The sequence below is a fragment of the Luteimonas kalidii genome (genome assembly GCF_029887935.1).
GTDB lineage: Bacteria > Pseudomonadota > Gammaproteobacteria > Xanthomonadales > Xanthomonadaceae > Luteimonas > Luteimonas kalidii.
In genome coordinates, this window is the sequence record NZ_JARXRO010000011.1 from 189819 (window position 1) to 210732 (window position 20914).

At 72.1% G+C, this 20914-nt stretch carries 21 protein-coding genes; 6 read left to right on the forward strand and 15 right to left on the reverse strand.

Features of this window, described 5'->3' with window-relative positions:
* Positions 1–107: 107 nt before the first annotated feature.
* From QFW81_RS04210 to QFW81_RS04220, 3 genes are read right to left on the reverse strand one after another with little or no spacing between them, the layout of a single operon-like run.
* On the reverse strand, positions 108–1046 hold the full coding sequence (locus tag QFW81_RS04210; protein ID WP_280577390.1) for a histone deacetylase family protein: 939 nt from the start codon (positions 1044–1046) through the stop codon (positions 108–110).
* A 12-nt stretch (positions 1047–1058) separates the two neighbouring features.
* Positions 1059–1607, reverse strand: a complete 549-nt coding sequence (locus QFW81_RS04215) for a cob(I)yrinic acid a,c-diamide adenosyltransferase (RefSeq protein WP_280577323.1) — start codon at positions 1605–1607, stop codon at positions 1059–1061.
* A 24-nt stretch (positions 1608–1631) separates the two neighbouring features.
* On the reverse strand, positions 1632–2225 hold the full coding sequence (locus QFW81_RS04220; RefSeq protein ID WP_280577325.1) for a hypothetical protein: 594 nt from the start codon (positions 2223–2225) through the stop codon (positions 1632–1634).
* 91 nt (positions 2226–2316) lie between these two features.
* Here QFW81_RS04220 and ubiH point away from each other — a divergent pair, with 91 nt between their 5' ends.
* A complete protein-coding gene (gene ubiH / locus QFW81_RS04225; protein ID WP_280577326.1) occupies positions 2317–3519 on the forward strand; it encodes a 2-octaprenyl-6-methoxyphenyl hydroxylase in 1203 nt (400 codons plus the stop codon).
* Positions 3516–4694: an FAD-dependent oxidoreductase gene (locus QFW81_RS04230; protein ID WP_280577327.1), complete on the forward strand. Its 1179-nt coding sequence runs from the start codon at positions 3516–3518 to the stop codon at positions 4692–4694. Before ubiH ends, QFW81_RS04230 begins: the two co-directional genes overlap by 4 nt.
* Before the next feature lie 4 nt (positions 4695–4698).
* Here QFW81_RS04230 and QFW81_RS04235 read toward each other — a convergent pair whose 3' ends face one another.
* From QFW81_RS04235 to QFW81_RS04260, 6 genes are all read right to left on the reverse strand, one after another.
* Complete coding sequence (locus QFW81_RS04235) at positions 4699–5640, reverse strand: DUF808 domain-containing protein (protein ID WP_280577328.1); 942 nt, start codon at positions 5638–5640, stop codon at positions 4699–4701.
* Between the two features lie 109 nt (positions 5641–5749).
* Positions 5750–6130, reverse strand: a complete 381-nt coding sequence (locus QFW81_RS04240; protein WP_280577329.1) for an EF-hand domain-containing protein — start codon at positions 6128–6130, stop codon at positions 5750–5752.
* 96 nt (positions 6131–6226) lie between these two features.
* A complete protein-coding gene (gene rlmM / locus QFW81_RS04245; protein ID WP_280577331.1) occupies positions 6227–7288 on the reverse strand; it encodes a 23S rRNA (cytidine(2498)-2'-O)-methyltransferase RlmM in 1062 nt (353 codons plus the stop codon).
* Positions 7289–7297: 9 nt separating this feature from the next.
* Entirely contained in the window at positions 7298–7876 is a 579-nt protein-coding gene (locus QFW81_RS04250) for a nucleoside deaminase (RefSeq protein ID WP_280577332.1), read from the reverse strand.
* On the reverse strand, positions 7876–8250 hold the full coding sequence (locus tag QFW81_RS04255) for a hypothetical protein (protein WP_280577333.1): 375 nt from the start codon (positions 8248–8250) through the stop codon (positions 7876–7878). The genes QFW81_RS04250 and QFW81_RS04255 overlap by 1 nt, the downstream gene beginning before the upstream one ends.
* A gap of 8 nt (positions 8251–8258) precedes the next feature.
* Positions 8259–10031: a glutamine--tRNA ligase/YqeY domain fusion protein gene (locus QFW81_RS04260; protein WP_280577334.1), complete on the reverse strand. Its 1773-nt coding sequence runs from the start codon at positions 10029–10031 to the stop codon at positions 8259–8261.
* Positions 10032–10305: 274 nt separating this feature from the next.
* On the opposite strand from QFW81_RS04260, the gene QFW81_RS04265 reads away from it, so the two are divergent.
* Entirely contained in the window at positions 10306–12474 is a 2169-nt protein-coding gene (locus tag QFW81_RS04265; RefSeq protein ID WP_280577335.1) for a GGDEF domain-containing protein, read from the forward strand.
* A gap of 65 nt (positions 12475–12539) precedes the next feature.
* Positions 12540–13187, forward strand: coding sequence for a peptide-methionine (S)-S-oxide reductase MsrA (gene msrA / locus QFW81_RS04270; protein ID WP_280577336.1), 648 nt, complete (start codon positions 12540–12542; stop codon positions 13185–13187).
* 34 nt (positions 13188–13221) lie between these two features.
* Here msrA and QFW81_RS04275 read toward each other — a convergent pair whose 3' ends face one another.
* From QFW81_RS04275 to ahpC, 5 genes are all read right to left on the reverse strand, one after another.
* Positions 13222–13869, reverse strand: coding sequence for a hypothetical protein (locus tag QFW81_RS04275; protein WP_280577337.1), 648 nt, complete (start codon positions 13867–13869; stop codon positions 13222–13224).
* Positions 13870–13872: 3 nt separating this feature from the next.
* Positions 13873–14280, reverse strand: a complete 408-nt coding sequence (gene rnk / locus QFW81_RS04280) for a nucleoside diphosphate kinase regulator (protein ID WP_280577338.1) — start codon at positions 14278–14280, stop codon at positions 13873–13875.
* Between the two features lie 139 nt (positions 14281–14419).
* Positions 14420–15373, reverse strand: coding sequence for a LysR substrate-binding domain-containing protein (locus QFW81_RS04285; protein WP_280577339.1), 954 nt, complete (start codon positions 15371–15373; stop codon positions 14420–14422).
* A 4-nt stretch (positions 15374–15377) separates the two neighbouring features.
* Positions 15378–16967, reverse strand: coding sequence for an alkyl hydroperoxide reductase subunit F (gene ahpF / locus QFW81_RS04290; RefSeq protein WP_280577340.1), 1590 nt, complete (start codon positions 16965–16967; stop codon positions 15378–15380).
* A 167-nt stretch (positions 16968–17134) separates the two neighbouring features.
* Entirely contained in the window at positions 17135–17698 is a 564-nt protein-coding gene (gene ahpC, locus QFW81_RS04295) for an alkyl hydroperoxide reductase subunit C (protein ID WP_280577341.1), read from the reverse strand.
* Positions 17699–18168: 470 nt separating this feature from the next.
* On the opposite strand from ahpC, the gene prmC reads away from it, so the two are divergent.
* On the forward strand, positions 18169–19008 hold the full coding sequence (prmC, locus tag QFW81_RS04300; protein WP_280577343.1) for a peptide chain release factor N(5)-glutamine methyltransferase: 840 nt from the start codon (positions 18169–18171) through the stop codon (positions 19006–19008).
* Between the two features lie 54 nt (positions 19009–19062).
* Positions 19063–20004 (forward strand): prolyl aminopeptidase, encoded by a 942-nt coding sequence (gene pip, locus QFW81_RS04305; RefSeq protein ID WP_280577344.1) that lies wholly within the window; start codon positions 19063–19065, stop codon positions 20002–20004.
* A gap of 15 nt (positions 20005–20019) precedes the next feature.
* Here pip and QFW81_RS04310 read toward each other — a convergent pair whose 3' ends face one another.
* Positions 20020–20880, reverse strand: a complete 861-nt coding sequence (locus QFW81_RS04310; protein ID WP_280577345.1) for a transglutaminase-like domain-containing protein — start codon at positions 20878–20880, stop codon at positions 20020–20022.
* Positions 20881–20914: the final 34 nt, after the last annotated feature.

Consider the following 20914-nt stretch of genomic DNA (forward strand, 5'->3'; position numbering starts at 1 on the left):
CGGAATCCCGGGGGCGGAAAGGCCGCTAGCTTGCCGGAACCACCGTGCAGCGGCAATGCGGGCGCCCATGGCGGTTCATGCTGCGGCCGCCTGTCGCGGTGGCGGGTTCAGCCCGCCGTCCGGGCAGGGGCGCCGTCGCCGAGCAACGCGGCCACGTGCGCCACCGCGCCTTCGCGCAGGGCCTGCAGGTCGTAGCCGCCCTCGAGCATCGACACGATCCGGCCGCAGGCGTGGCGCGAGGCCAGCCGCGCCAGCTCGGTCGTGATCCAGGCGAAGTCGGACGGATCCAGCGCCAGCTGGGCGAGCGGGTCGCGCCGGTCGCCGTCGAAGCCGGCCGAGACCAGCACCAGTTGCGGCGCGAAGGCGTCCAGGGCGGGCAACAGGTGCTCGCGCCAGGCTTGCCGGAACGCCTCGCCGCCGCTGCCGGCCGGCAGCGGCAGGTTGACCAGGTTGCCCGCCCCGCGCTCGTTGGCCGCGCCGGACCATGGGTAGAGGTCGGCCTGGTGCGAGCTCAGGTACAGCACGCGCGGGTCGTGCTCGAAGATGGCCTGGGTCCCGTTGCCGTGGTGGACGTCGAAATCGGCGATCGCCACCCGTGCCAGCCCGAACCGCTCCAGCGCATGCGCCGCGGCCACCGCGATGTTGTCGAACAGGCAGAAGCCCATCGCCGCGTCGGCGGTGGCATGGTGGCCCGGCGGCCGCACGGCGCAGAAGGCGGCGTCGGTCTCGCCGTGCATCACCGCTTCGGTCGCCGCGATCCCGGCACCGACCGCACGCAGCGCCGCCTCGGGGGAGCCGGGCGAGAGCAGGGTGTCCGGATCCAGCCGCATCGTGCCGGCCAGGGGCGGGCTCAGCACCGTCGCCAGCAGGCGTTCGTCGTGGACGCGCAGCAGCTGGCCCCGGGTGGCCCGGGGCGCCTCGATCCATTCCAGCGCGGGGAACGCCGCGTGCACCGCCTCGAGCACCGCGCCGAGGCGTTCCGCGCACTCGGGGTGGCCGGCGCCGGTGTCATGGTCGAGACAGGCGGGGTGGGTGTAGCCGAGCAGCCGCGGCATGGGTCAGCGGCGCTCGTGGCGCCACAGCACTTCGCCCTGCCCGTCGTGCCGCGCCAGCACGCGCGCGAGCACGAACAGCAGGTCGGACAGGCGGTTGAGATAGCGGATCGCCTGCGGCCGCACCGCCTCCTGCCGCGACAGCGCCACCGTGCCGCGCTCGGCCCGGCGTACCACGGTGCGGGCGACATGGCAGCGCGCCGCGGCCTCGCCGCCGCCGGGCAGGATGAAGTCCTTCAGCGGCGGCAACGCGTCGTTGTAGTGGTCCAGGCGCGCCTCGAGCCGGTCGATGTCGGCGTCGCTGATGGCGGCGTGGCCCGGGATGCAGAGCTCGCCGCCGAGGTCGAACAGCTGGTGCTGGATCGAAGTCAGCAGCGCGTGCACGTCCTCCGGCAGCGGTGCGGCGAGCAGCAGGCCGATGGTCGAGTTGGCTTCGTCGACGGTACCGTACGCATCGACCCGCGCTGAATCCTTCGCCACGCGGCTGCCGTCGCCCAGGCCGGTGGTGCCGTCGTCGCCGGTCCGCGTGTAGATCTTCGACAGGCGGTTGCCCATGGTGGGAGTCGCTTGGCGCGCCGGTCAGCGGCGAACGACGTCCCGCGCCAGCGCCGTCTGCGCCGGCCACAGGCGCGCGGCCGCCACGTGCACGGCGGCCGCGATGCCCACGTACATCGCGCTCACGCGCAGGTATGCCGGCAGCCAGTCGCTGTAGTTCTTCCACCAGCCGGCGAGCGTGGGCCCGGCCACCGCGTCGCTCAGCCAGTAGAACCCGCCCTGCGCGAACAGGTGGCAGACCGCCGCCGCCAGGGCGACGCTCGCCACCAGCAGGCCCGCCGTGCGCCAGGCCAGGCGTCCGCCGGTGGCGCGCTGCAGCCACCAGCCGCCGGCCCACATGGCCAGGTGTGCGGGCACCAGCGCCCAGTAGCCGGGCGAGACGCAGTAGTGACTCCAGAAATCGATGCCCTGGCCACGGATCACGATCCAGTCCACCAGCACCGCCAGTGCCATCAGCAGCGGGAATGCCCAGCGCGTCCAGCGCGACAGGTAGAAGCCGCCGACGAAGAACACCGCCCAGGATGCATCCGGCACCGCGCCGAAATGATGCAGGCGCGTGGCGGCCATCACGGCGGCGAGCAGGGTGAGGATCGCGGCGCGGCTGGCGGCGGTGCTCATGCGGATCGGACTCCGGCGGAACAGGCGGGACAGCGCGCATTCTAGCCGACGCCGCCGCAGCGCGCCGCGAGCCGGCCGCTATCATGGCGCCATGGAACGCGAACACGGGATCCTGATCGTGGGGGGTGGGCTGGTCGGCGCCAGCCTGGCGCTGGCGCTGGATCGGGCCGGCGTACCCGCGACCCTGCTCGAGGCCACGTCGTCCGCGCTGCCGCCGGTGTTCGACCAGCGCAACCTCAGCTTCGCCGAGGCCACGGTCAATGCGTTGTCCGCGCTCGGCGTGATGCAGCGGCTGCGCACGCCCACCGGGGCGATCCGCCGCATCCACGCCAGCCGCAGTGGGGACTTCGGACGCGTGCTGCTCGATGCGCGCGACTACGGCCGCAACGCGTTCGGGCAGGTGGTGGTGGCACGCGATTTCGGCCAGGCGCTGGACGAGGCGCTGACCGCGGCGACGCAGGTGCGCCGGCTGCGCGCGCGCTTCGTCAGCCTGGCGGAGTCGGAACCGGGCATGCGACGGCTGTGCATCGACGACGGGACCGGCGAGCACGTCGTCGCCGCGCGCCTGGTGGTCGCCGCCGACGGCACCGGCAGCGGCCTGCGCGCCGCGCTCGGTATCGAGGCCGAACACCACGACTACGGGCAGCGGCTGTTCGTCGCGCGGCTGCGGGCGTCCCAGGCGCCTGATGGCACCGCGTTCGAACGCCTGGGCGACCATGGACCCACCGCGCTGCTGCCGCGCGGCGACGGGGCGTGGGGCCTGGTGCACGGCGTGGATGCGGACCACGCCGATGCCGTCGCCGGGCTGCCGGACGCGGCGTTCCTGCAGCGGGTGCAGGACGCCTTCGGCTGGCGGGCGGGGCGGCTGCTCGAGGTGGGCGAACGCAGTGTCTATCCCGCAGTGCGGACGGTCGCCCGGCGCACCACGGCCGCGCGCGCGGTGCTGGTGGGCAACGCCGCGCAGACCCTGCACCCGGTGGGCGCGCAGGGGTTCAACCTGGGCCTGCGCGATGCGCTGACCCTGGCCGAGGTGGTCGCGGGCGCCGACGATCCTGGTGCCGAGGCGCTGCTCGCCGGCTACGCCGCGCGCCGGCACGAGGACCGCACGCGCACGCTCGCGTTCTCCGACGCCCTGGCGCGGCTGAGCGCCAGCCGCGTGCCGCTGCTGCGCCCGCTGCGCAGCGCCGGGATGGTCGCGCTGGACCGGGTGCCGTCGCTGCAGGCGCTGCTGGCCGGCGGCGCGATGGGGTACCGCGGCGACGTGCCCGCGCTGTGCCGGGCGCAGCGCGCATGAGGCGTCGCGAGCCGCACGACGTGGTGGTCGTCGGCGGCGGCGTGGTGGGCGCCGCCTGTGCCCTGGCGCTGGCGCGCGAGGGCCAGGACGTGCGCCTGCTCGAGGCCACGCGTCCCGCACCCTGGTCTGCGGACCAGGCGGACCTGCGCGCGTATGCGATCGCGCCGGACAACGTCGAGCTGCTCGACGCGCTCGACGCCTGGGCGCCGGTGCGCGATGCGCGCGCGCAACCCTATCGGCGGATGCAGGTCTGGGATGCCGGCGGTGGCGACCCGATCGTGTTCGACGCCGACGCGCTGGCGCGGCCGGAGCTGGGCTGGATCGTCGAGCACGGGCTGCTGGTCGAGGCGCTGTGGCGTGCGCTGGAGCGCGCGGGCGTGCGGGTCTCGTGTCCGGCGCGGGTGGCGGGGCTCGAGGCCTCCGACAGCGCCGTGACACTGCGTCTGGAAGACGGCACCTCGGTCGCCGCACGCATCGCCATCGCGGCCGACGGCGCGTCTTCACCGCTGCGGCAGATGGCGGGCATCGCCGCCGAGGGGCACGATTACGCCCAGCAGGGCGTGGTGGGCTACGTCCGCACGCAGCGCCCGCACGAGGCGACGGCGTGGCAGCGCTTCCTGCCCACCGGGCCGCTGGCGCTGCTGCCCTGGGTCGACGGCAGCTGCTCGATCGTGTGGACGCTTCCGGATGACGAAGCCGGGCGCGTGCTGGCACTGGACGAGGACGCGTTCGGCCGCGCCATCACCACCGCGTTCGATGCGCGCCTGGGCGAGATCCGTCCGCTCGGTCCGCGCGTCGCATTCCCCCTGCGGCGGCAGCTCAGCGACACCCAGCACCTGGGCCGGGTGCTGGTGATCGGCGACGCCGCGCACGCAGTGCACCCGCTGGCAGGGCAGGGCGTCAACCTCGGCCTGCGGGACGTGTCGGCACTGCGCCAGGCGGTCGCCGGCGCACGCCGGCGCCGGGTGGACTGGGACGCGCCGCACCGGCTCGCGCGCTGGGCGCGGGCGCGACGCAGCGACAATGCGCTGGCCGCGCATGCGTTCGAGGGACTCAACCGACTGTTCTCGAACGACGCGCTGGCGGCCACGCTGCTGCGCGGCCACCTGCTGGGCCTGGCGGGCCGGGTGCCGCCGCTGGTCGACCTGTTCTGGCGCCGCGCCGCGGGCGGCTGACGGCTCAGGCCTGTTCGGGTTTCGCGCGCGCGCCGCGCAGGCGCTGCACGCCCATCACCACGCCGACCGTGATCGCGCCGGCGATGATGCCGACCACCGCGTTGATCAGCATCGGCGTGAGTGCGCCGAGCACGGCGCCGACGCCGGGCACGGCGGCCGCGTCCACCGCCGCGTCCTCGACCCATTCGGCCAGGGCGTGGAAGCCGTGGACCAGGATGCCGCCGCCGACGAGGAACATCGCCGCGGTGCCCGCGATCGCCAGGCCCTTCATCAGCCACGGCGCCGCGCGCAGGATGCCGTTGCCGATCGCGCGCGTGGCGGCGCTCGCGGCGCGGCTCAGGTACAGGCCGAAGTCGTCCAGCTTCACGATGCCGGCGACCAGTCCGTACACGCCCACGGTCATCAGTGCCGCGATGCCGACCAGCACGCCGAGCTGGACCGTGAACGGCTTGCCCGCGACGGTTCCCAGCGAGATCACGATGATCTCCGCGGAGAGGATGAAGTCGGTGCGGATCGCCCCCTTGATCTTGTCCTTCTCCTGCGCCAGCAGTTCCGTGTCCGAGCGCGACAGCGCCTGCACGTGCGCCCTGTGGTGGGCCTCCGCCTCGCCCTTGTGCAGGAATTTGTGCAGCAGTTTCTCGACCCCCTCGTAGCAGAGGAACAGGCCGCCGGCCATCATCAGCGGCGTGACCAACCAGGGCAGGAACGTGCTGATCGCCAGCGCCGCCGGCACCAGGATCGCCTTGTTGACCATCGAGCCCTTCGCCACCGCCCACACCACCGGCAGTTCGCGTGCGGCGCGCACGCCGCTGACCTGCTCGGCATTGAGCGCCAGGTCGTCGCCGAGCACGCCGGCGGTCTTCCTGGCCGCCACCTTGGTCATCGCGGCCACGTCGTCGAGGATGGTGGCGATGTCGTCGAGCAGGACCAGCAGGCTGGAGGCCATGGGGGATCCGGGAATGGAGGACGGGCGATTGTAGGCGGCGTCTCGCGCACGGCGGGTGACCGTGCGCACGACGGCCCCCGCGCGGGGGCGCCAGCGAGGCGGTGGCCGGCTAGCGACGCAGCCGTGCGGTGTATTCGTCGCGGTCGATGCGGCCGTTGCCGTCGGCGTCGATCGAGACGAAGTCCGCGCTGAGCGCGGGCGCGTGCGCCGTTTCGGCGGCGTCGAGCGTGCCGTCCCCGTCGACGTCCATGGCATCGAAGGCGCGGCTGGCGCGCACCAGCGCCGGATCCACCACGCGCGTGTTCAGGGTGACGTCGTCCTCGACGTCGATCCGGACCGTGGCGGTGGCCGGATCCGCCGCCGGTGTCGCGGTGTCCTGCGTCACCGGCGTGGCGTCGGGGCGCACGGGCGTCGACTGCGCCGTTGCGACGGCACTGGCCGCGACCAGGGCGGCGGCGGAGAGGAAACGCAGGGCGGTGGGGACAGGCATGGGGCGCTCCGGACGTGGTGACGCCGCGATGCTGGTCCCTGCGCGATGAAACGGCCGTCAAGCCGGCCTGCCGCCAGATGTGCGGCGCGCGTGCGTTCAGTCGTCGCCGGTGCGCCGGGCGTGGACGGTGATTTCCTCTCGATCGTGGTACAGCTGGCGGGCGCGCACCGCCAGCGGCACCGTCGCGGCCTCGGCGAAGGCCTCCAGGCTGCGCTGCGTCTCCAGCCAGCGCTTCTTCATCGGCAGCTTGAGGTTGAAGATTGTCTGCCGGCACCAGCCCTCGCGCAGCCAGTCGCCCATGCGCCGCGCGACCCGCGCCGGCTGCTCGACCATGTCGCACACCATCCAGTCCAGCGGCCGCGGCGGCTGCCAGCGGAAGCCGTCCGCGCGCAGGTGCTCGACGCGTCCGGTGTCGAGTACGTGCTGGCGCAGCGGACCGTTGTCGATCGCGGTCACGACCAGGCCGTGCCGCGCCAGGACCCAGGTCCAGCCGCCGGGTGCGGCGCCCAGGTCGGCCGCCGTCATTCCGGGGCGCAGCCCGTCGCGGCGCTGGCCACCGTCGAGCAGGCTCAGCACGGCCTCCTCGAGCTTGAGCGCCGAACGCGAGGGCGCGTCGTGATGCAGCTTCAACCGCGGTACGCCCAGCGGCCAGGGCGCGCTGGCGGCGGGATCGGCCTCGGCGAGGAAGGCGTGGTCGCCGGCGACGAAGCACACGTGCAGGCGCGTCGCCTGGGGGTCGTCGGCGACGGCCAGCAGGCCGCGCTTGCGCAGCGCCGGTCGCAACGCGTTGCCGAAGCTGCGGGCCAGGCCCGAGAGCGGCTTGCCGGCGTCCGAATCCGGGTGTTCGACCCACACCGTGCCGTACACCGGCGCTGTGACCGGGCGCGCGGCATCGAGCGCGGCGAGGATCGGCGCGATGCGGTCGCGCGGATCCAGCCCGCGCAGTTCGGCCAGCAGCCGCAGCGACTGCCGGGCGAACACCAGCGTGCGCCAGGGCAGGTGCGTGGACAGCGCCTCGTCGCCGACGAACAGCACGTAGCCGTCGCCGCGCGCGGTGCGCGCATGGCCGTGCAGCCCCGCTTCCGCGGCGCGATCACCGAGTTCGGCGGCCAGGTCGGGTTCGAACCCGGCGCGGCAGTAGCACAGCAGGCCGTTCACCGGCCGCGCTCAGTAGCTGCGGGCACCGGATTGCCCGTACTGGCGCAGCACGTCGCGTGCGGCGTCGCGATGCAGGTCGCGCACCACCTCGATCCCGCGCCGGGCGAGCTCGCCGATCCAGTCGGCGGGCAGCGGACCTTCGTCGAACTCGGTGAGCGCTTCGACATCCTCGGAGCGGGCCCCGATCAGCAGCCGGTCGATGCCGGCCCACACCGTGGCGCCATAGCACTGGCAGCACGGTTGCGCCGAGGTCGCCAGCACGTAGCGGCCGACGACGTTGTCGTCCAGGTCGCGGTTCAGGCGCGCGCGGCCGAGCCGCTGCTGCGCCAGCATGTAGGCCATGGTCTCGGCGTGCGCCACCGAGCAGTGTTGCGGCAGCACGCGGTTGACGCCGATCGACACGATCCGGTCGTCGGCGGCGTCGAACACCACCGCGCCGAACGGCCCGCCGCTGCAGGCCTCGATGTTCAGCCGCGACAGCTCGATGGCGAGCGCCACCTTGGCCTCGTCGCCCGGGTATGCCTGCGCCGGGTCGACCACGCCGTGCGCCCATTCGGGCAGGGTCAGCAGGACCTGGGCCGTCAGCATCAGCGATCCACCCGGATCGGGCCGTCCACGGCGCGGCACTGGCCCTGCACGCAATCGCAGGCCTGGATCTCCTTCCAGCCGCACACCGACGCCATGCCGCTGCGTTCGCATTCGGCGCGCACCGCATCCGGATCCACGGTCGCATCCCTGTTCACGCAGGCGGGGAAGTAACCGCAGCAGTTGCCGACGTTCTTCACCTCGCAGTCGTCGGCGACGCGGCAGGTGGTGTCGGGCGCGGTGGCATGCTCCGGTGCGACCGGTGCAGCGGCAGGCGGAGCGCTGTCCGGCGCAGGCGCTGCAGCGGGCGCATGGGGCGCGCAGGCCACGACCGCGAGCAGCAGCGACAGGACGGACAGGCGAGCGCGCAGTCGCATCTGCACGCTCAGGCCTTCGCCGCCCAGGTGTCGCGCAGCGAGACGCTGCGGTTGAACACCGGTGCGTCGGGACGATGGTCGTGGCGGTCGGCGACGAAATAGCCCAGCCGCTCGAACTGGTACGACTGCTCCGGCGCCGCGTCGGCGGCCGCGGGTTCGACGAAGCCGCGCACGCTGCGCTTCGAGTCGGGATTGAGGTGGTCGCGATAGGTCCTGCCTCCGGCCTCGTCGTCGGGGTCGGCAACGGAGAACAGGCGGTCGTACAGGCGGATCTCGGCCGCCACCGCATGCGCCGCGCTCACCCAGTGGAGCGTGCCCTTGACCTTGCGGTTGGCCCCCTCCATCCCCGGCCGCGATTCCGGATCGAGCCAGCCGCGCAGTTCCACCACGGTGCCGTCCGCGTCCTTCACCACCTCGTCCACGCGCGCGATCCCGGCGCCGCGCAGGCGCACTTCGCCGCCCGGCACCAGCCGCTTCCAGCCCTTGGGCGGCACTTCGGCGAAGTCATCGCGCTCGATCCACAGCTCGCGCGAGAACGGCACCTCGCGCGTGCCCAGCGCCTCGTCCTTGGGATGGTTGGCGAAGGCCAGCGTCTCGACGTGGTCCTCCGGCAGGTTGGCCAGGACCAGCTTCAGCGGATCGACCACCGCCATGCGTCGCGGCGCGTGCGCGTCGAGTTCGTCGCGCAGCGCGCCTTCCAGCACCGAGAAGTCGATCACCGAGTTCTGCTTGCTGATGCCGACACGGTCCACGAACAGGCGCAGCGCCGCGGGCGTGTAGCCGCGCCGGCGCAGGCCCTGCAGGGTGTACATGCGCGGATCGTCCCAGCCGTCGACCAAACCCTCGCCCACCAGCGCCACCAGCTTGCGCTTGCTCATCACCGTGAAGTTGATGTTGAGCCGCGAGAACTCGATCTGGCGCGGCTTGGCGGCGACGTTCGGCAGTCCCTTCGCGGACAGCGGCGCGAGCAGGTCGGGCGAGCCGGCGAGATCCACCTTGTCGACGCACCAGTCGTACAGCGGCCGGTGGTCCTCGAACTCAAGCGTGCACAGCGAGTGCGTGATCCCCTCGATCGCGTCGCCCAGGGCATGCGCGAAGTCGTACATCGGATAGATGCACCAGCCGGCGCCCGCGATCGGATGCGGCATGTGCTTGATCCGGTACAGGGCCGGGTCGCGCAGGTTGATGTTGCCGCTGGCCATGTCGATCTTCGCCCGCAGGGTGCGGGCGCCGTCGGGGAACTCGCCCGCGCGCATGCGCCTGAACAGGTCGAGGTTCTCCTCCACCGATCTGCCGCGGAAGGGCGAATCGCGACCCGGTTCGGTCAGGTTGCCGCGGTACTCGCGGATCTGCTCGGGCGTCAGGTCGCAGACGAAGGCGTCCCCCTGGCGGATCAGCTTCTCCGCCGCCAGCGCGTACACCTCGAAGTAGTCCGAGGCGTGGCGCAGCTCGGCCCAGTCGAAGCCCAGCCAGCGCACGTCCTCCTGGATCGCCTGCACGAAGGCCGGGTCTTCCCTGGCCGGGTTGGTGTCGTCGAAGCGCAGGTTGCACAGGCCGCCGAATTCCTCGGCCACGCCGAAATCCAGACAGATCGCCTTGGCGTGGCCGATATGGAGGTAGCCGTTGGGTTCGGGCGGGAAGCGGGTGCGGATGGCCGCGTGCTTCCCGCTCGCCAGGTCGTCGCGGACGATCTGGCGGATGAAGTCCTGGCGCGGGGCGCCGCCGGGGGCGGCGTCCGGGAGGGCCGGACGGACGCCGGTGGCCGGATCGGATGGGGTCATGGGGCGCGGGTGAGGGCAAAAACACAGTGTAGCCGAGGCAGCGCGGGGGCCCGGCCCTGCTGATCCGTGCACGCGGTATCGCAGATAATGTGACGCAGACCCTGCTTCAGGTCGGCACGAAAGTTGCTTTCAATAGGCGCAGGAGACGCCAGATGCCCACGGGCCCATACATCGCCGGTTCCACGGTCGAGCCGCCGCAGCAGCCCTGTTCCCGCCGGGTCCGGCGGGGCGTGGCCGCGCGCCCCGGCCGGCCGGGAGGTGGGTCCTGAGCGGCGTGGCGCGCAGCTTCGGTGGCGGGCGCCACGAGGGCCTGATCGCGATCTGCCTGGTGCTGATGCTCGGGCTGTTCGCGGCGGCCGTCGCAGGCGGGCTGCCCGATCCCTCGGGCGTCCGGGTACGGATGGAGCCCCTGGCGGATGCGCAGCGTCCCTCCGATGCGCCGGTCGACGGCACGTACAGGGGCGCCCGGCTGCAATTCGATCTTCCGCCGCGGGTGCCCGGTTCGCGCTGGGTGCTGCGTCTGGAGCGCGAGGCGGTGGATGCGGTCTGGCTGCAGCGCGAGGGCTGGCGCAGCCGGACGCTAGGCTTCTTCCACCCGGATGCCGCCACCGGGGTGCTGCCCAGCAGCTATCTGTTCGCGCTGCCGGCCGACTGGGCGGGGCCGGTGGAACTCGAGCTGCATACCGTCGGCGCGCAGCGGCGGGCGCTGCAGCCGGAACTGATCGGCGAGGCCCAGGCCATGCGCCTGGAGCAGTACGGCATCGCCGCCAGCGCGATGATCTACGCCAGCCTGTTCACGATCGGGCTGCTGGCGCTGGCGCTGTTCTCGGCCGCCCGGGACCGCATGTTCCTCGCCCTGTTCGCATTCACCGGCGTCGCCCTGCTGGCGCTGTCCGCGGTCAACGGACACCTGTACCAGCTGCCGGGGCTGCGCGCGTTCGCGTTCTGGCGCACGCAGGGTGTGATCGCGCTGCTGCTGCTGCTGTGCGCGGCCTGGCTGCAGATGCTGCTGCAGTACGCCGGCCTGGCCCAGGGACGTACGCGCTGGAAGCGGCTGGTGGACGGCGCGTCGCTGGCGCTGGTGGCGCTGGTGGCGGTGTGCCTGCTCAACCTGCCGCAGGTGGCGCGGATGCTGGCGCAGGTGCAGGGGGTGTTGTTCGGCATCGCGCTGCTGCTCGGCCTGGCACTGCTGGGCGATGCGGCGCGACGGCGCACGCTGATGGCGCTGCCGCTGGCGGCGCTCGGGGTGCTGACCCTGGCGGGGGTGGCGCTGCTGGAACTGTCCAGCCGCAGCCACCTGCTCGATGGCGCGCTGCTGCGCTACGGCTATCAGCTGGCGATCGTGGTCGGGGTGGCGATCCTCGCCGTCGGGCTGGTGGGACGGATCGGCGAGTACCGTCAGCAGCGCGACCGCGAGCAGCTGGCGCGCGCGGACACCGAGCGCCGGATGCAGCGCGAAGCGGCGCGTTCGGGCCTGTCGTCCGAACTGCATTCGCGTCTGCGCACGCTGCCGCCGGGCGACATTCCGTGGGCCGCGTTCCGGCTCCTGATCGAACGGCTGATGCCGCTGCTGCCGGTCGAGCACTGCGTCGTGGTCACCCAGGGCTACCACGGCCAGGACGCGCTGGTGGTCGAGCCGGTGGCCGGCACCGACGCGGTGCGCGCGCAGCTGGGACGTCGCCAGCTGGCGCTCAAGCGACAGGCGGCGAACGGCATCCCGCTCCAGCAGCCGGTCACCGAGGCCGGCGCGCCGTCGATCCTCGCCATCGAGGCGGTCGTGCCGCTGCAGATCCGCGCGCCTGCGTGGGGAGCGCTGCTGCTGCAGCGGCGCGGGACGGATGGATTCACCACCGAGGAACTGTCGCTGGCGGGCGAGTTCGCGCGCCAGACGCTGCAGCAGGTCGAGCAGGCCATGGCGGCGGTACAGCTGAGGCAGTCGGCGGAACTCGACGCGCTCACCGGCAGCTTCAACCGGCGCACCATCGACCAGTGGCTGACGCGCAGCTTCTCCGAGGGCGCGCGCTCCGGCCAGCCGGTCTCGGTGCTGTTCCTCGACCTGGACCACTTCAAGTCGATCAACGACCGCCACGGCCATGCCTGCGGCGACGCCGCCCTGCGCGAGGTGGCCCTCGCCCTGCGCGGGGCACTGCAGGAAGGCGACCTGTTCGGCCGCTATGGCGGTGAGGAATTCATCGTGATCCTGCCCGGACGCAACGGCGCCGCCGCGCGCGTGGTCGCCGAGCAGCTGCGCATGGCGGTCGATGACCTTCGACCCGACTGCAGCGGGCAGGTGCTTCACCTGACCGTGAGCGTGGGTGTCGCCACGCGCCTGGAGCGCGAGGACACGCCGGAGGCGACCCTCGCGCGTGCCGATCGCGCGCTGTATTCGGCCAAGGCCGCCGGCCGCAACTGCGTGCAGGTGGCGCCCGCGGTGTTCCGCTGACGCCGGCGCCGGTTGAAGTCGGGCGATCCGGCCACACATCGGTTGCCCCACGCAGGAGACGTCCCATGATCGGAATCGGAGCCTGGAAGCAGCGCCTGCCGGCGCCCGGCGAAGCCTTGCCCGGACGCGCGCAGCCGCTGCCGCTGCACAACCGGCACCATGTGCTCGGCACGCCGCTGAAGGACGGATTCGAGGGCCTGGCGCGGGTGCAGTTCGGCATGGGCTGCTTCTGGGGCGCGGAGCGCGCCTTCTGGTCGCTGCCGGGCGTGGTCACCACGGCGGTCGGCTATGCCGGGGGCCAGACCCCGAACCCGACCTATCGCGAGGTGTGCTCGGGTCAGACCGGGCACGCGGAGGTGGTGCTGGTGGTCTACGACCCGGCGAAGCTGCCGTTCGAGACCCTGCTGCAGACCTTCTGGGAGGGCCACGACCCGACCCAGGGCATGCGCCAGGGCAACGACGCCGGCACCCAGTACCGTTCGGCGATCTACAGCGACACGCCCGAACAGCACGCGCTCGCGTCGCGCAGCCGCGACGCCTACCAGGCGAGCCTGCGCGAGGCCGGCCACGGCGCCATCACCACCGAGCTCGTGCATCCGGCGCCGACGTTCCATTACGCCGAGAACGAGCACCAGCAGTACCTGTCGAAGCATCCGGCCGGGTATTGCGGCCTCGGCGGGACGGGCGTCAGCTGCCCGGTAGGGCTGGCCTGACCGCAGCGTCGCGGTCCGCGCAGCCGGCGTCGCGCTACCGCAGCACCTCGATCGAGCAGGCGTACACCAGTTCGCAGGCGCCGTTGCCACGGTCGTCGCGGCTGAGCGAGCTGCGCCACCGCCAGCCGTTGCCCGTCTCGGCCTGCACCAGCCAGCCACGGATGCGCACGCGGTCGTCACGCCGCACCCGGCGCAGCGACTGCGCGGCGGCCGCATCGGCCGGGATGATGTGCATGTTCGCGCTGCTGCGGATGAGATCCTCCAGCGGCAGCGGCGGTTCGCCCGACCAGCGATAGTGGTACCAGCGCGCGGACTGCCGGATCTGCAGCCGGTCCAGGACCGCATCCTCGCGCATCCGGTCCCAGCCCAGCGCCAGGTCCGTGGGGGAAAACGCCGCCTCGCGACCGACGCTGTAGTCCTCCCGCGAGAGCACGCGCGCATCGATGCGGAAGCCCGCCAGCGGGGTCAGCGTGCCGGCCTCGAGCCGGAACGGCGCCAGCGAGCGCGGAAGCTCCGTCTGCAGCGGTCCGTCGGCGGGATCGCTGCCCGCCGGGGGCGGGCAGCTGAGGGTGGTGCCGGGTGCGGCCGCAGGTGCGCTCGGCTGGCGCGGCGAGTACGGCGAGAACCACCAGCCGATCGCACCGAGCAGCAGCCCGGCCAGCGCCACCCTGCGCAGCGCCATCGGTCAGGCCGCGGGCTGGACGCCGGTGACGCGCAGGCGCAGCGCGCGCCCCTGCGGGGTGGCCCAGTCGATCGACTGGCCGACCGAAAGCCCGAGCAGTGCGCTGCCGACCGGGGCCAGCACCGAGATCCTGCCCGCACCGGCATCGGCTTCCTGCGGGAAGACCAGGGTGAGTTCGTGGCGTTCGCCCGAATGCTCGTCGACGCACTCGACCTGCGCGTGCATGCCCACCACGTCGGCCGGCATGTCGGCGTCGTCGACGACCTCGGCGCGCGCGAGCTCGGTGAGCAGGGCGTCGGCGGCGGGGTCGTGCTGCCACTGCGGCGATTCGAGCAGGGCATCCAGGCGCGCGGCGTCGCGGCGCGACACGCGGATCGAAGGGGGCAGGCCGCTGGCGGGCTGGGTGGTCATGGCGTCGGAACTCCGGACTGGGCGGCGCCTGTCGCGCGCGCAAAGAAAAACGGACGGCGCGTCCAACGCGTCGCCCGCTGTGGTGAGGGCTACCGTAGCGCCGCGTGGGCGGCGCATCAAGTGGGGCGGCAGGCGCCGTTCAGAGCATGTCGGGCGGGGGCATGTCGGCGACCGCCGCGGGCGCATCGGGCACGCCGCCGAGCAGCCCGGCCGGCAGGGCGCGGAAGGTCTCGGCCAGTTGCGTGAGGAAGCCCGACATCGCCGAACTGCGCCGCCAGAACATCGCGATCTCGCGGCTGGGCCGCGAATCGCTGAAGGCGAGCAGGCGGATGCTCGGCGGATGCGCGACCGGCGGTTGCACCGCGAGCGCGGGCAACAGGGTGATGCCGACGTTGGCGGCCACCATCTGCCGCAGCGTTTCCAGGCTGGTGGCGCGGAATTCGGAGGTTTCGTGCGCGCCCGCGAGCTGGCACACGTCGAGCGTCTGCCGCCGCAGGCAATGCCCGTCCTCGAGCAGCAGCAGGTGCTCGTTGGCCAGTTCCTCCACGCCGAGCGCGCGGCGGCCGGCCAGCCGGTGGCGTTCCGGCACCGCGAGCAGGAACGGTTCCTCGAACAGGTATTCGTGGTGCAGCTGTTCGTCGTGCACCGGAAGGGCCAGGATCGCCGCGTCCAGGCGTCCGTCGCGCAGGCGCGCGAGCAGTTCGTCGCTTTTCTCCTCCACCAGCAGCAGCTGCAGGTCGGGGAAGCGTTCGCGGATGGCCGGGATCACGTGGGGCAGCAGGTACGGCCCCAGGGTGGGGAAGATGCCGAGCCGCACGGTGCCGGCTTCCGGCCGCTGGCTGCGGCGCGCGGCTTCCTTCATCTGCTCCACTTCCGCCACCACGCGCCGCGCCCGCTCGACGATCTCCACGCCGATCGGCGTCAGCATCACCTTGCGCGGCGCGCGTTCCACCAGGGCCACGCCAAGCTCGTCCTCGAGCTTGCGCAGCTGGGTGGACAGCGTGGGCTGGCTGACGAAGCTCGCCGCCGCCGCGCGTCCGAAGTGCCGATGGTCCGCGACCGCGATCAGGTACCGGAGGTCGCGGAGATTCATGGCATCAGGCCGCGTGGGCCTCGAGCGCCGGGGCCGGGGCGGACGCGCGGATCAGGTGGTCGAATGCGGCCAGCGCCGCCTTGGAGCCCTCGCCCATCGCGATCACGATCTGCTTGTACGGCACCGTGGTGCAGTCGCCGGCCGCGAACACGCCCGGCACGCTGGTCTGGCCGCGGTCGTCGACCACGATCTCGCCGCGCGGTGACAGCGCCACCGTCCCCTCGAGCCACTCCGTATTGGGCAGCAGTCCGATCTGCACGAACACCCCCTCCAGCGCCAGCCGGTGCGCATCGCCGCCGACGCGGTCGCGGTACACCAGGCCGGTGACCTTGCCGCCGTCGCCCAGCACCTCGGTGGTCTGCGCGCTGGTGATGATGCGCACGTTCTCCAGGCTGCGCAGCTTGCGCTGCAGCACTTCGTCCGCGCGCAGGCGGGCGTCGAACTCGATCAGGGTGACGTGGGCGACGATGCCGGCCAGGTCGATCGCGGCCTCCACGCCGGAGTTGCCGCCGCCGACCACAGCCACCCGCTTGCCCTTGAACAGCGGGCCGTCGCAGTGCGGGCAATAGGCCACGCCCCGGTTGCGGTACTGGTCCTCGCCGGGCACGCCCATCTGCCGCCAGCGCGCGCCGGTGGACAGCACCACGGCCTTCGACTTCAGGCTGGCGCCGTTCTCGAGCTTCACCTCGACCAGGCCGTCGGCGTCGGCCGGCACCAGCGCGGTGGCGCGCTGCAGGTTCATCACGTCCACGTCGTAGTCGTGCACGTGCTGCTCCAGCTGGGCGGCAAGCCTGGGGCCTTCCGTATGCGGGACGGAGATGAAGTTCTCGATCGCCATCGTGTCCAGCACCTGGCCGCCGAAGCGCTCGGCCGCCACGCCGGTGCGGATGCCCTTGCGCGCGGCGTAGATCGCCGCCGCCGCGCCCGCCGGGCCGCCGCCCACCACCAGCACGTCGAACGGGTCCTTGCGCGCGATCGCCTCGGCCTCGCGACTCGCGGCGCCGGTGTCGAGCCGGGCGACGATCTGCTCCAGGCTCATGCGGCCCTGGTCGAACAGTTCGCCGTTGAGGAAGATCGATGGGACCGACATCACCTCGCGCTCGGACACTTCGTCCTGGAACAGCGCCCCGTCGATGGCCACGTGCGAGATGTTCGGGTTCAGCACTGCGGCCAGGTTGAGCGCCTGGACCACGTCGGGGCAGTTCTGGCAGCTGAGCGAGTAGTAGGTCTCGAAGCGGTACTCGCCCTCGAGCGCGCGCACCTGCTCCAGCAGCACGGGCGCGGCCTTGGACGGATGGCCGCCGACCTGCAGCAGCGCCAGCACCAGCGAGGTGAACTCGTGCCCCATGGGCAGGCCGGCGAAACGCAGGTGGATGTCGGGGCCGGGCGAGGTCAGCGCGAACGAGGGCGTACGTTCGCCGTCGTCGCGGCGCACCTCGACGGTCACCTTGTCGGACTGCTGGCGGATGTCCTCGAGCAGTTCGAGCAGTTCGCGCGACTTCGCGCCCTCGTCCACGGACGCGACGATCGCGACCGGACGCTGCAGACGTTCGAGATAGCCCTTGAGCTGGGCCTTGAGGTCGTGGTCGAGCATGGAGCGGCTCCTGGGGGAGGGGCGGCGGAAGCGGAACGGAGCCGACGCGGACCTTGGCTGGCCGGATGCGCCGGGGAGGGAGGGCGGCCCGGGTGGCGGGGGCCGCATCGACTCCGGTCCGCTCCCGCGCCGCACGTGGCGGCACGGGGGCGGGATGCAGTCATGGATCAGATCTTGCCGACCAGGTCGAGCGACGGCTTCAGGGTCTTCTCGCCCTCCTGCCACTTGGCCGGGCAGACCTCGTTCGGGTGCGCGGCGACGTACTGCGCGGCCTTGAGCTTGCGCAGGGTCTCCTTGATGTCGCGGGCGATGGCGTTGTCGTGGATCTCGACGGTCTTGATCACGCCCTCGGGGTTGATCACGAAGGTGCCGCGCAGGGCCAGGCCCTCGGCATCGATGTGCACGCCGAACGCGCGGGTCAGCTGGTGGGTCGGATCCCCGACCAGCGGGAACTGGGCCTTGCCCACCGCCGCGGAGGTTTCGTGCCACACCTTGTGGGAGAAGTGGGTGTCGGTGGTGACGATGTAGACCTCGGCGCCCAGCTTCTGGAACTCGGCGTAGTGGTCGGCGGCGTCCTCGACCTCGGTCGGGCAGTTGAAGGTGAAGGCGGCCGGCATGAACACCAGGACCGACCACTTGCCCTTGAGGCTGGCGTCGGAGACTTCGACGAACTCGCCGTTCTGGAACGCGGTGGCCTTGAAGGGCTGCACCTGGGTATTGATGAGGGACATTGGGACCTCTTTCGGGGGTGGGTGGAAGGAAACCTGCTTCGATCTGGCGGCTGCCTGATCGACTGGGGAAATGATAGAAGCCTTCTATCAATATGTAAAATCAAAGAAAATTATCTTATAGATAGATACAAACAATCGATTTCGGGACAAGACAGCGATTTTCGATGCCCGGATGTGCTTGCAAACATTTTTGCGCTGCAGCATAGTCGACCCATGCGCTGCAGTCCGGTGCGACGGTCGCAAGGCCGCGGAGCCGGGGCAGCGCAGGGTTTCGGACAGTGCGCCTGGCGCGGTGTCCAGCCGAGTTCCGTATCCGTTTCCTCCCTCCCACACGTGGTACGGAATCTTTGAAGGCGGCTTCGGCCGCCTTCATTTTGTCTGGGGTCGGCAATGCGATGGGGCTCACCCTTGCCGGGCCGCGGATAGGTCGCGGGAGGACAAGCACCGCTGGCCCGCCCTACGATGCTCCGATGCCGACATCCGAACCGATCACCGCCCGCCGACTGCTGGCCGACGCGCGCGCCCGGATCGACCTGGCCGATGCGCAGGCGCTGCTGGCCCATGCGCTCGGACGCGACCGCAGCTGGCTGTTCGCCCATGCCGACGACCCGCTCCAGGAGTGCGATCGCGATCGCTTCCTGTCGCTGGTCGCGCGTCGCGAAGCCGGAGAGCCCGTGGCCTACCTGTGCGGCCGTCGCGGCTTCTGGACGCTCGATCTCGCCGTCACGCCGGACACCCTGATCCCCCGACCCGAGACCGAGCTGCTGGTGGAACTCGCGCTGGCCCGCCTGCCGGCCGTCCGGGCATTGCGCGTGGCCGACCTCGGCACCGGCAGCGGGGCGATCGCGCTGGCGCTGGCGCAGGAACGCCCCCAGGCCCGGGTGGACGCGGTGGATGCCAGCCCCGGCGCACTCGAGGTCGCGCGGCGCAATGCCAGCGAGGCGGGACTGGAGAACGTCGCGTTCCACCTCGGCGACTGGTTCGCCGCATTGCCGGACCTGCGCTTCGATCTGGTGGCGAGCAACCCGCCTTACATCGCCGAAGGCGATCCGCACCTGGCCCGCGGCGATCTGCGCCACGAGCCGGCGATGGCGCTGTCCTCCGGCCGCGACGGGCTCGACGCGATCCGTGCGATCGTCCGCGATGCGCCGGCGCACCTGCAACCGGGCGGCTGGCTGCTGCTCGAACACGGCCACGACCAGGGCGAGCCGGTCGGCGCGCTGCTGCGCGAGGCGGGCCTGGTCGACGTCGCCACCCACCGCGACCTCGAGGGGCGCGACCGTGTCGGCCTCGGGCGGCTGCCTGCCTGAGGCCGCGCGACGCAGTCGTTAGACTGTCGCGACATCCATTGCAGGGGGCGAGCCATGCGCACGCTGTATCCACAGATCGAGCCGTACGACAGCGGCACGCTGCAGGTCGACGATCGCCACGCGCTGTATTACGAGCAGTGCGGCAACCCGAAGGGCAAGCCGGTGGTGCTGCTGCACGGCGGGCCCGGCGGCGGCTGCAACGCCAGGATGCGTCGTTTCCACGATCCGGCGAAGTACCGCATCGTCCTGTTCGACCAGCGCGGCGCCGGCCGCTCCACGCCGCACGCCGACCTGGTCGACAACACCACCTGGCATCTGGTGGCCGACATTGAGCTGCTGCGCGAACACCTGGGCATCGACCGCTGGCAGGTGTTCGGCGGGTCCTGGGGCTCGACCCTGGCGCTGGCCTACGCGCAGTCGCATCCGCTGCGCGTGACCGCGCTGGTGCTGCGCGGCATCTTCATGCTGCGCCAGTGGGAACTGCGCTGGTTCTACCAGGAAGGTGCCTCGCGCCTGTTCCCGGACGCGTGGGAGCACTACATCGCCGCGATCCCGGAGGACGAGCGCGGCGACCTGGTGGCCGCGTTCCACCGCCGGCTGATTTCCGACGACGAAGCCACGCGCCTGGCCGCGGCCCGGGCATGGAGCGTGTGGGAGGGCGCGACCTCGTTTCTGCACGTCGATCCCGACTTCGTCAGCGGTCACGAGGACGCGCGCTTCGCGCTGGCCTTCGCCCGGATCGAGAACCACTACTTCGTCAACAAGGGCTTCTTCGAGGTCGACGACCAGCTGCTGCGCGACGCCTATCGCATCGCCGGCATCCCCGGGGTGATCGTTCACGGGCGCTACGACGTGGTCTGCCCGGTACAGAACGCCTGGGACCTGCACCAGGTGTGGCCGAAGGCGGAATTGGTGATCACGCCGGCATCGGGGCACTCGGCGTTCGAACCGGAGAACGTCGACGCGCTGGTGCGCGCGACAGACGGCTTCGCCTGAGGCGCGACGCGCGCCTCAGATCGCCAGTGCGAGCGGCGGTGGCGAGGCCGGCCGCGGCGACAGGCTCGGGTCGTCGGTCTCGTCGGTCCAGACGTCGAAGCCGAGCAGCTGGTTGGCACCGAAGGTATTGCTGATCGCCACGTCCGAGGCGTCGCGGCCGCGCGCGATCAGCACCCGGCCGATGCGCGGGGTGTTGTGGCGCGCATCGAAGGTGTACCAGCGTCCGCCGAGGTAGGCCTCGAACCAGGCCGAGAAATCCATCGGCGCGTCCACCGGCGGGATGCCGATGTCGCCCAGGTAGCCGGTGCAGTAGCGCGCCGGGATGTTCATGCAGCGGCACAGCGCGACCGCCGAGTGGGCGAAGTCGCGGCACACGCCGCGTCCCGCTTCCAGCGCCTGGGAAGCGGTGCGGGTGGCATCGGCGTGCGGGTAGCCGAATTCGATCCGCCGGTGCACGTAGTCGCAGATCGCCTGCACCCGGGCCCATCCCGGCGGCGTCGATCCGAACAGGTCCCAGGCCATCTGCGAGAGCCGGTCGGTCTCGCAGTAGCGGCTGCCGAGCAGGAACAGCAGCACCTCGTCCGGCAGGTGCTCGACCGGCACCTCTCGCGCATCCGGCACCACGGCGTCGGGCAGGCCGATGTCGCGCACCACCGCGTCGGCGCGCACGGTGAGCGTACCCGCCGGTGCGACCAGCCGTGCGCAGGTGTTGCCGTACGCGTCGCGGTAGCGGTGCATCGGCACGTCGGGCGTGGCGCGCGACGGCGCGGCGACGACGATGTCGCTGCGACGCGAGTCGTGGAGGTCGAGCGTGAGCACCATCGGCGTCGGTTGCGGCAGGCCGAAGGTGATCGCATGGCCCAGGCGGATCAGCATGGCCGGAAAGTCCTGACGCGGCGGGACAGACTAA

Coding starts and splice junctions, on each gene's coding strand:
- prmC (WP_280577343.1), top strand. CDS start 18,169: ATGCCGACATCCGAACCGATCACCGCCCGCCGACTGCTGGCCGACGCG.
- QFW81_RS04235 (WP_280577328.1), bottom strand. CDS start 5,640: ATGGCCTCCAGCCTGCTGGTCCTGCTCGACGACATCGCCACCATCCTC.
- pip (WP_280577344.1), top strand. CDS start 19,063: ATGCGCACGCTGTATCCACAGATCGAGCCGTACGACAGCGGCACGCTG.
- QFW81_RS04240 (WP_280577329.1), bottom strand. CDS start 6,130: ATGCCTGTCCCCACCGCCCTGCGTTTCCTCTCCGCCGCCGCCCTGGTC.
- QFW81_RS04275 (WP_280577337.1), bottom strand. CDS start 13,869: ATGGCGCTGCGCAGGGTGGCGCTGGCCGGGCTGCTGCTCGGTGCGATC.
- rnk (WP_280577338.1), bottom strand. CDS start 14,280: ATGACCACCCAGCCCGCCAGCGGCCTGCCCCCTTCGATCCGCGTGTCG.
- QFW81_RS04230 (WP_280577327.1), top strand. CDS start 3,516: ATGAGGCGTCGCGAGCCGCACGACGTGGTGGTCGTCGGCGGCGGCGTG.
- QFW81_RS04310 (WP_280577345.1), bottom strand. CDS start 20,880: ATGCTGATCCGCCTGGGCCATGCGATCACCTTCGGCCTGCCGCAACCG.
- QFW81_RS04260 (WP_280577334.1), bottom strand. CDS start 10,031: ATGACCCCATCCGATCCGGCCACCGGCGTCCGTCCGGCCCTCCCGGAC.
- QFW81_RS04220 (WP_280577325.1), bottom strand. CDS start 2,225: ATGAGCACCGCCGCCAGCCGCGCCGCGATCCTCACCCTGCTCGCCGCC.
- QFW81_RS04285 (WP_280577339.1), bottom strand. CDS start 15,373: ATGAATCTCCGCGACCTCCGGTACCTGATCGCGGTCGCGGACCATCGG.
- QFW81_RS04250 (WP_280577332.1), bottom strand. CDS start 7,876: ATGCTGACGGCCCAGGTCCTGCTGACCCTGCCCGAATGGGCGCACGGC.
- QFW81_RS04255 (WP_280577333.1), bottom strand. CDS start 8,250: ATGCGACTGCGCGCTCGCCTGTCCGTCCTGTCGCTGCTGCTCGCGGTC.
- msrA (WP_280577336.1), top strand. CDS start 12,540: ATGATCGGAATCGGAGCCTGGAAGCAGCGCCTGCCGGCGCCCGGCGAA.
- ahpF (WP_280577340.1), bottom strand. CDS start 16,967: ATGCTCGACCACGACCTCAAGGCCCAGCTCAAGGGCTATCTCGAACGT.
- ubiH (WP_280577326.1), top strand. CDS start 2,317: ATGGAACGCGAACACGGGATCCTGATCGTGGGGGGTGGGCTGGTCGGC.
- QFW81_RS04215 (WP_280577323.1), bottom strand. CDS start 1,607: ATGGGCAACCGCCTGTCGAAGATCTACACGCGGACCGGCGACGACGGC.
- ahpC (WP_280577341.1), bottom strand. CDS start 17,698: ATGTCCCTCATCAATACCCAGGTGCAGCCCTTCAAGGCCACCGCGTTC.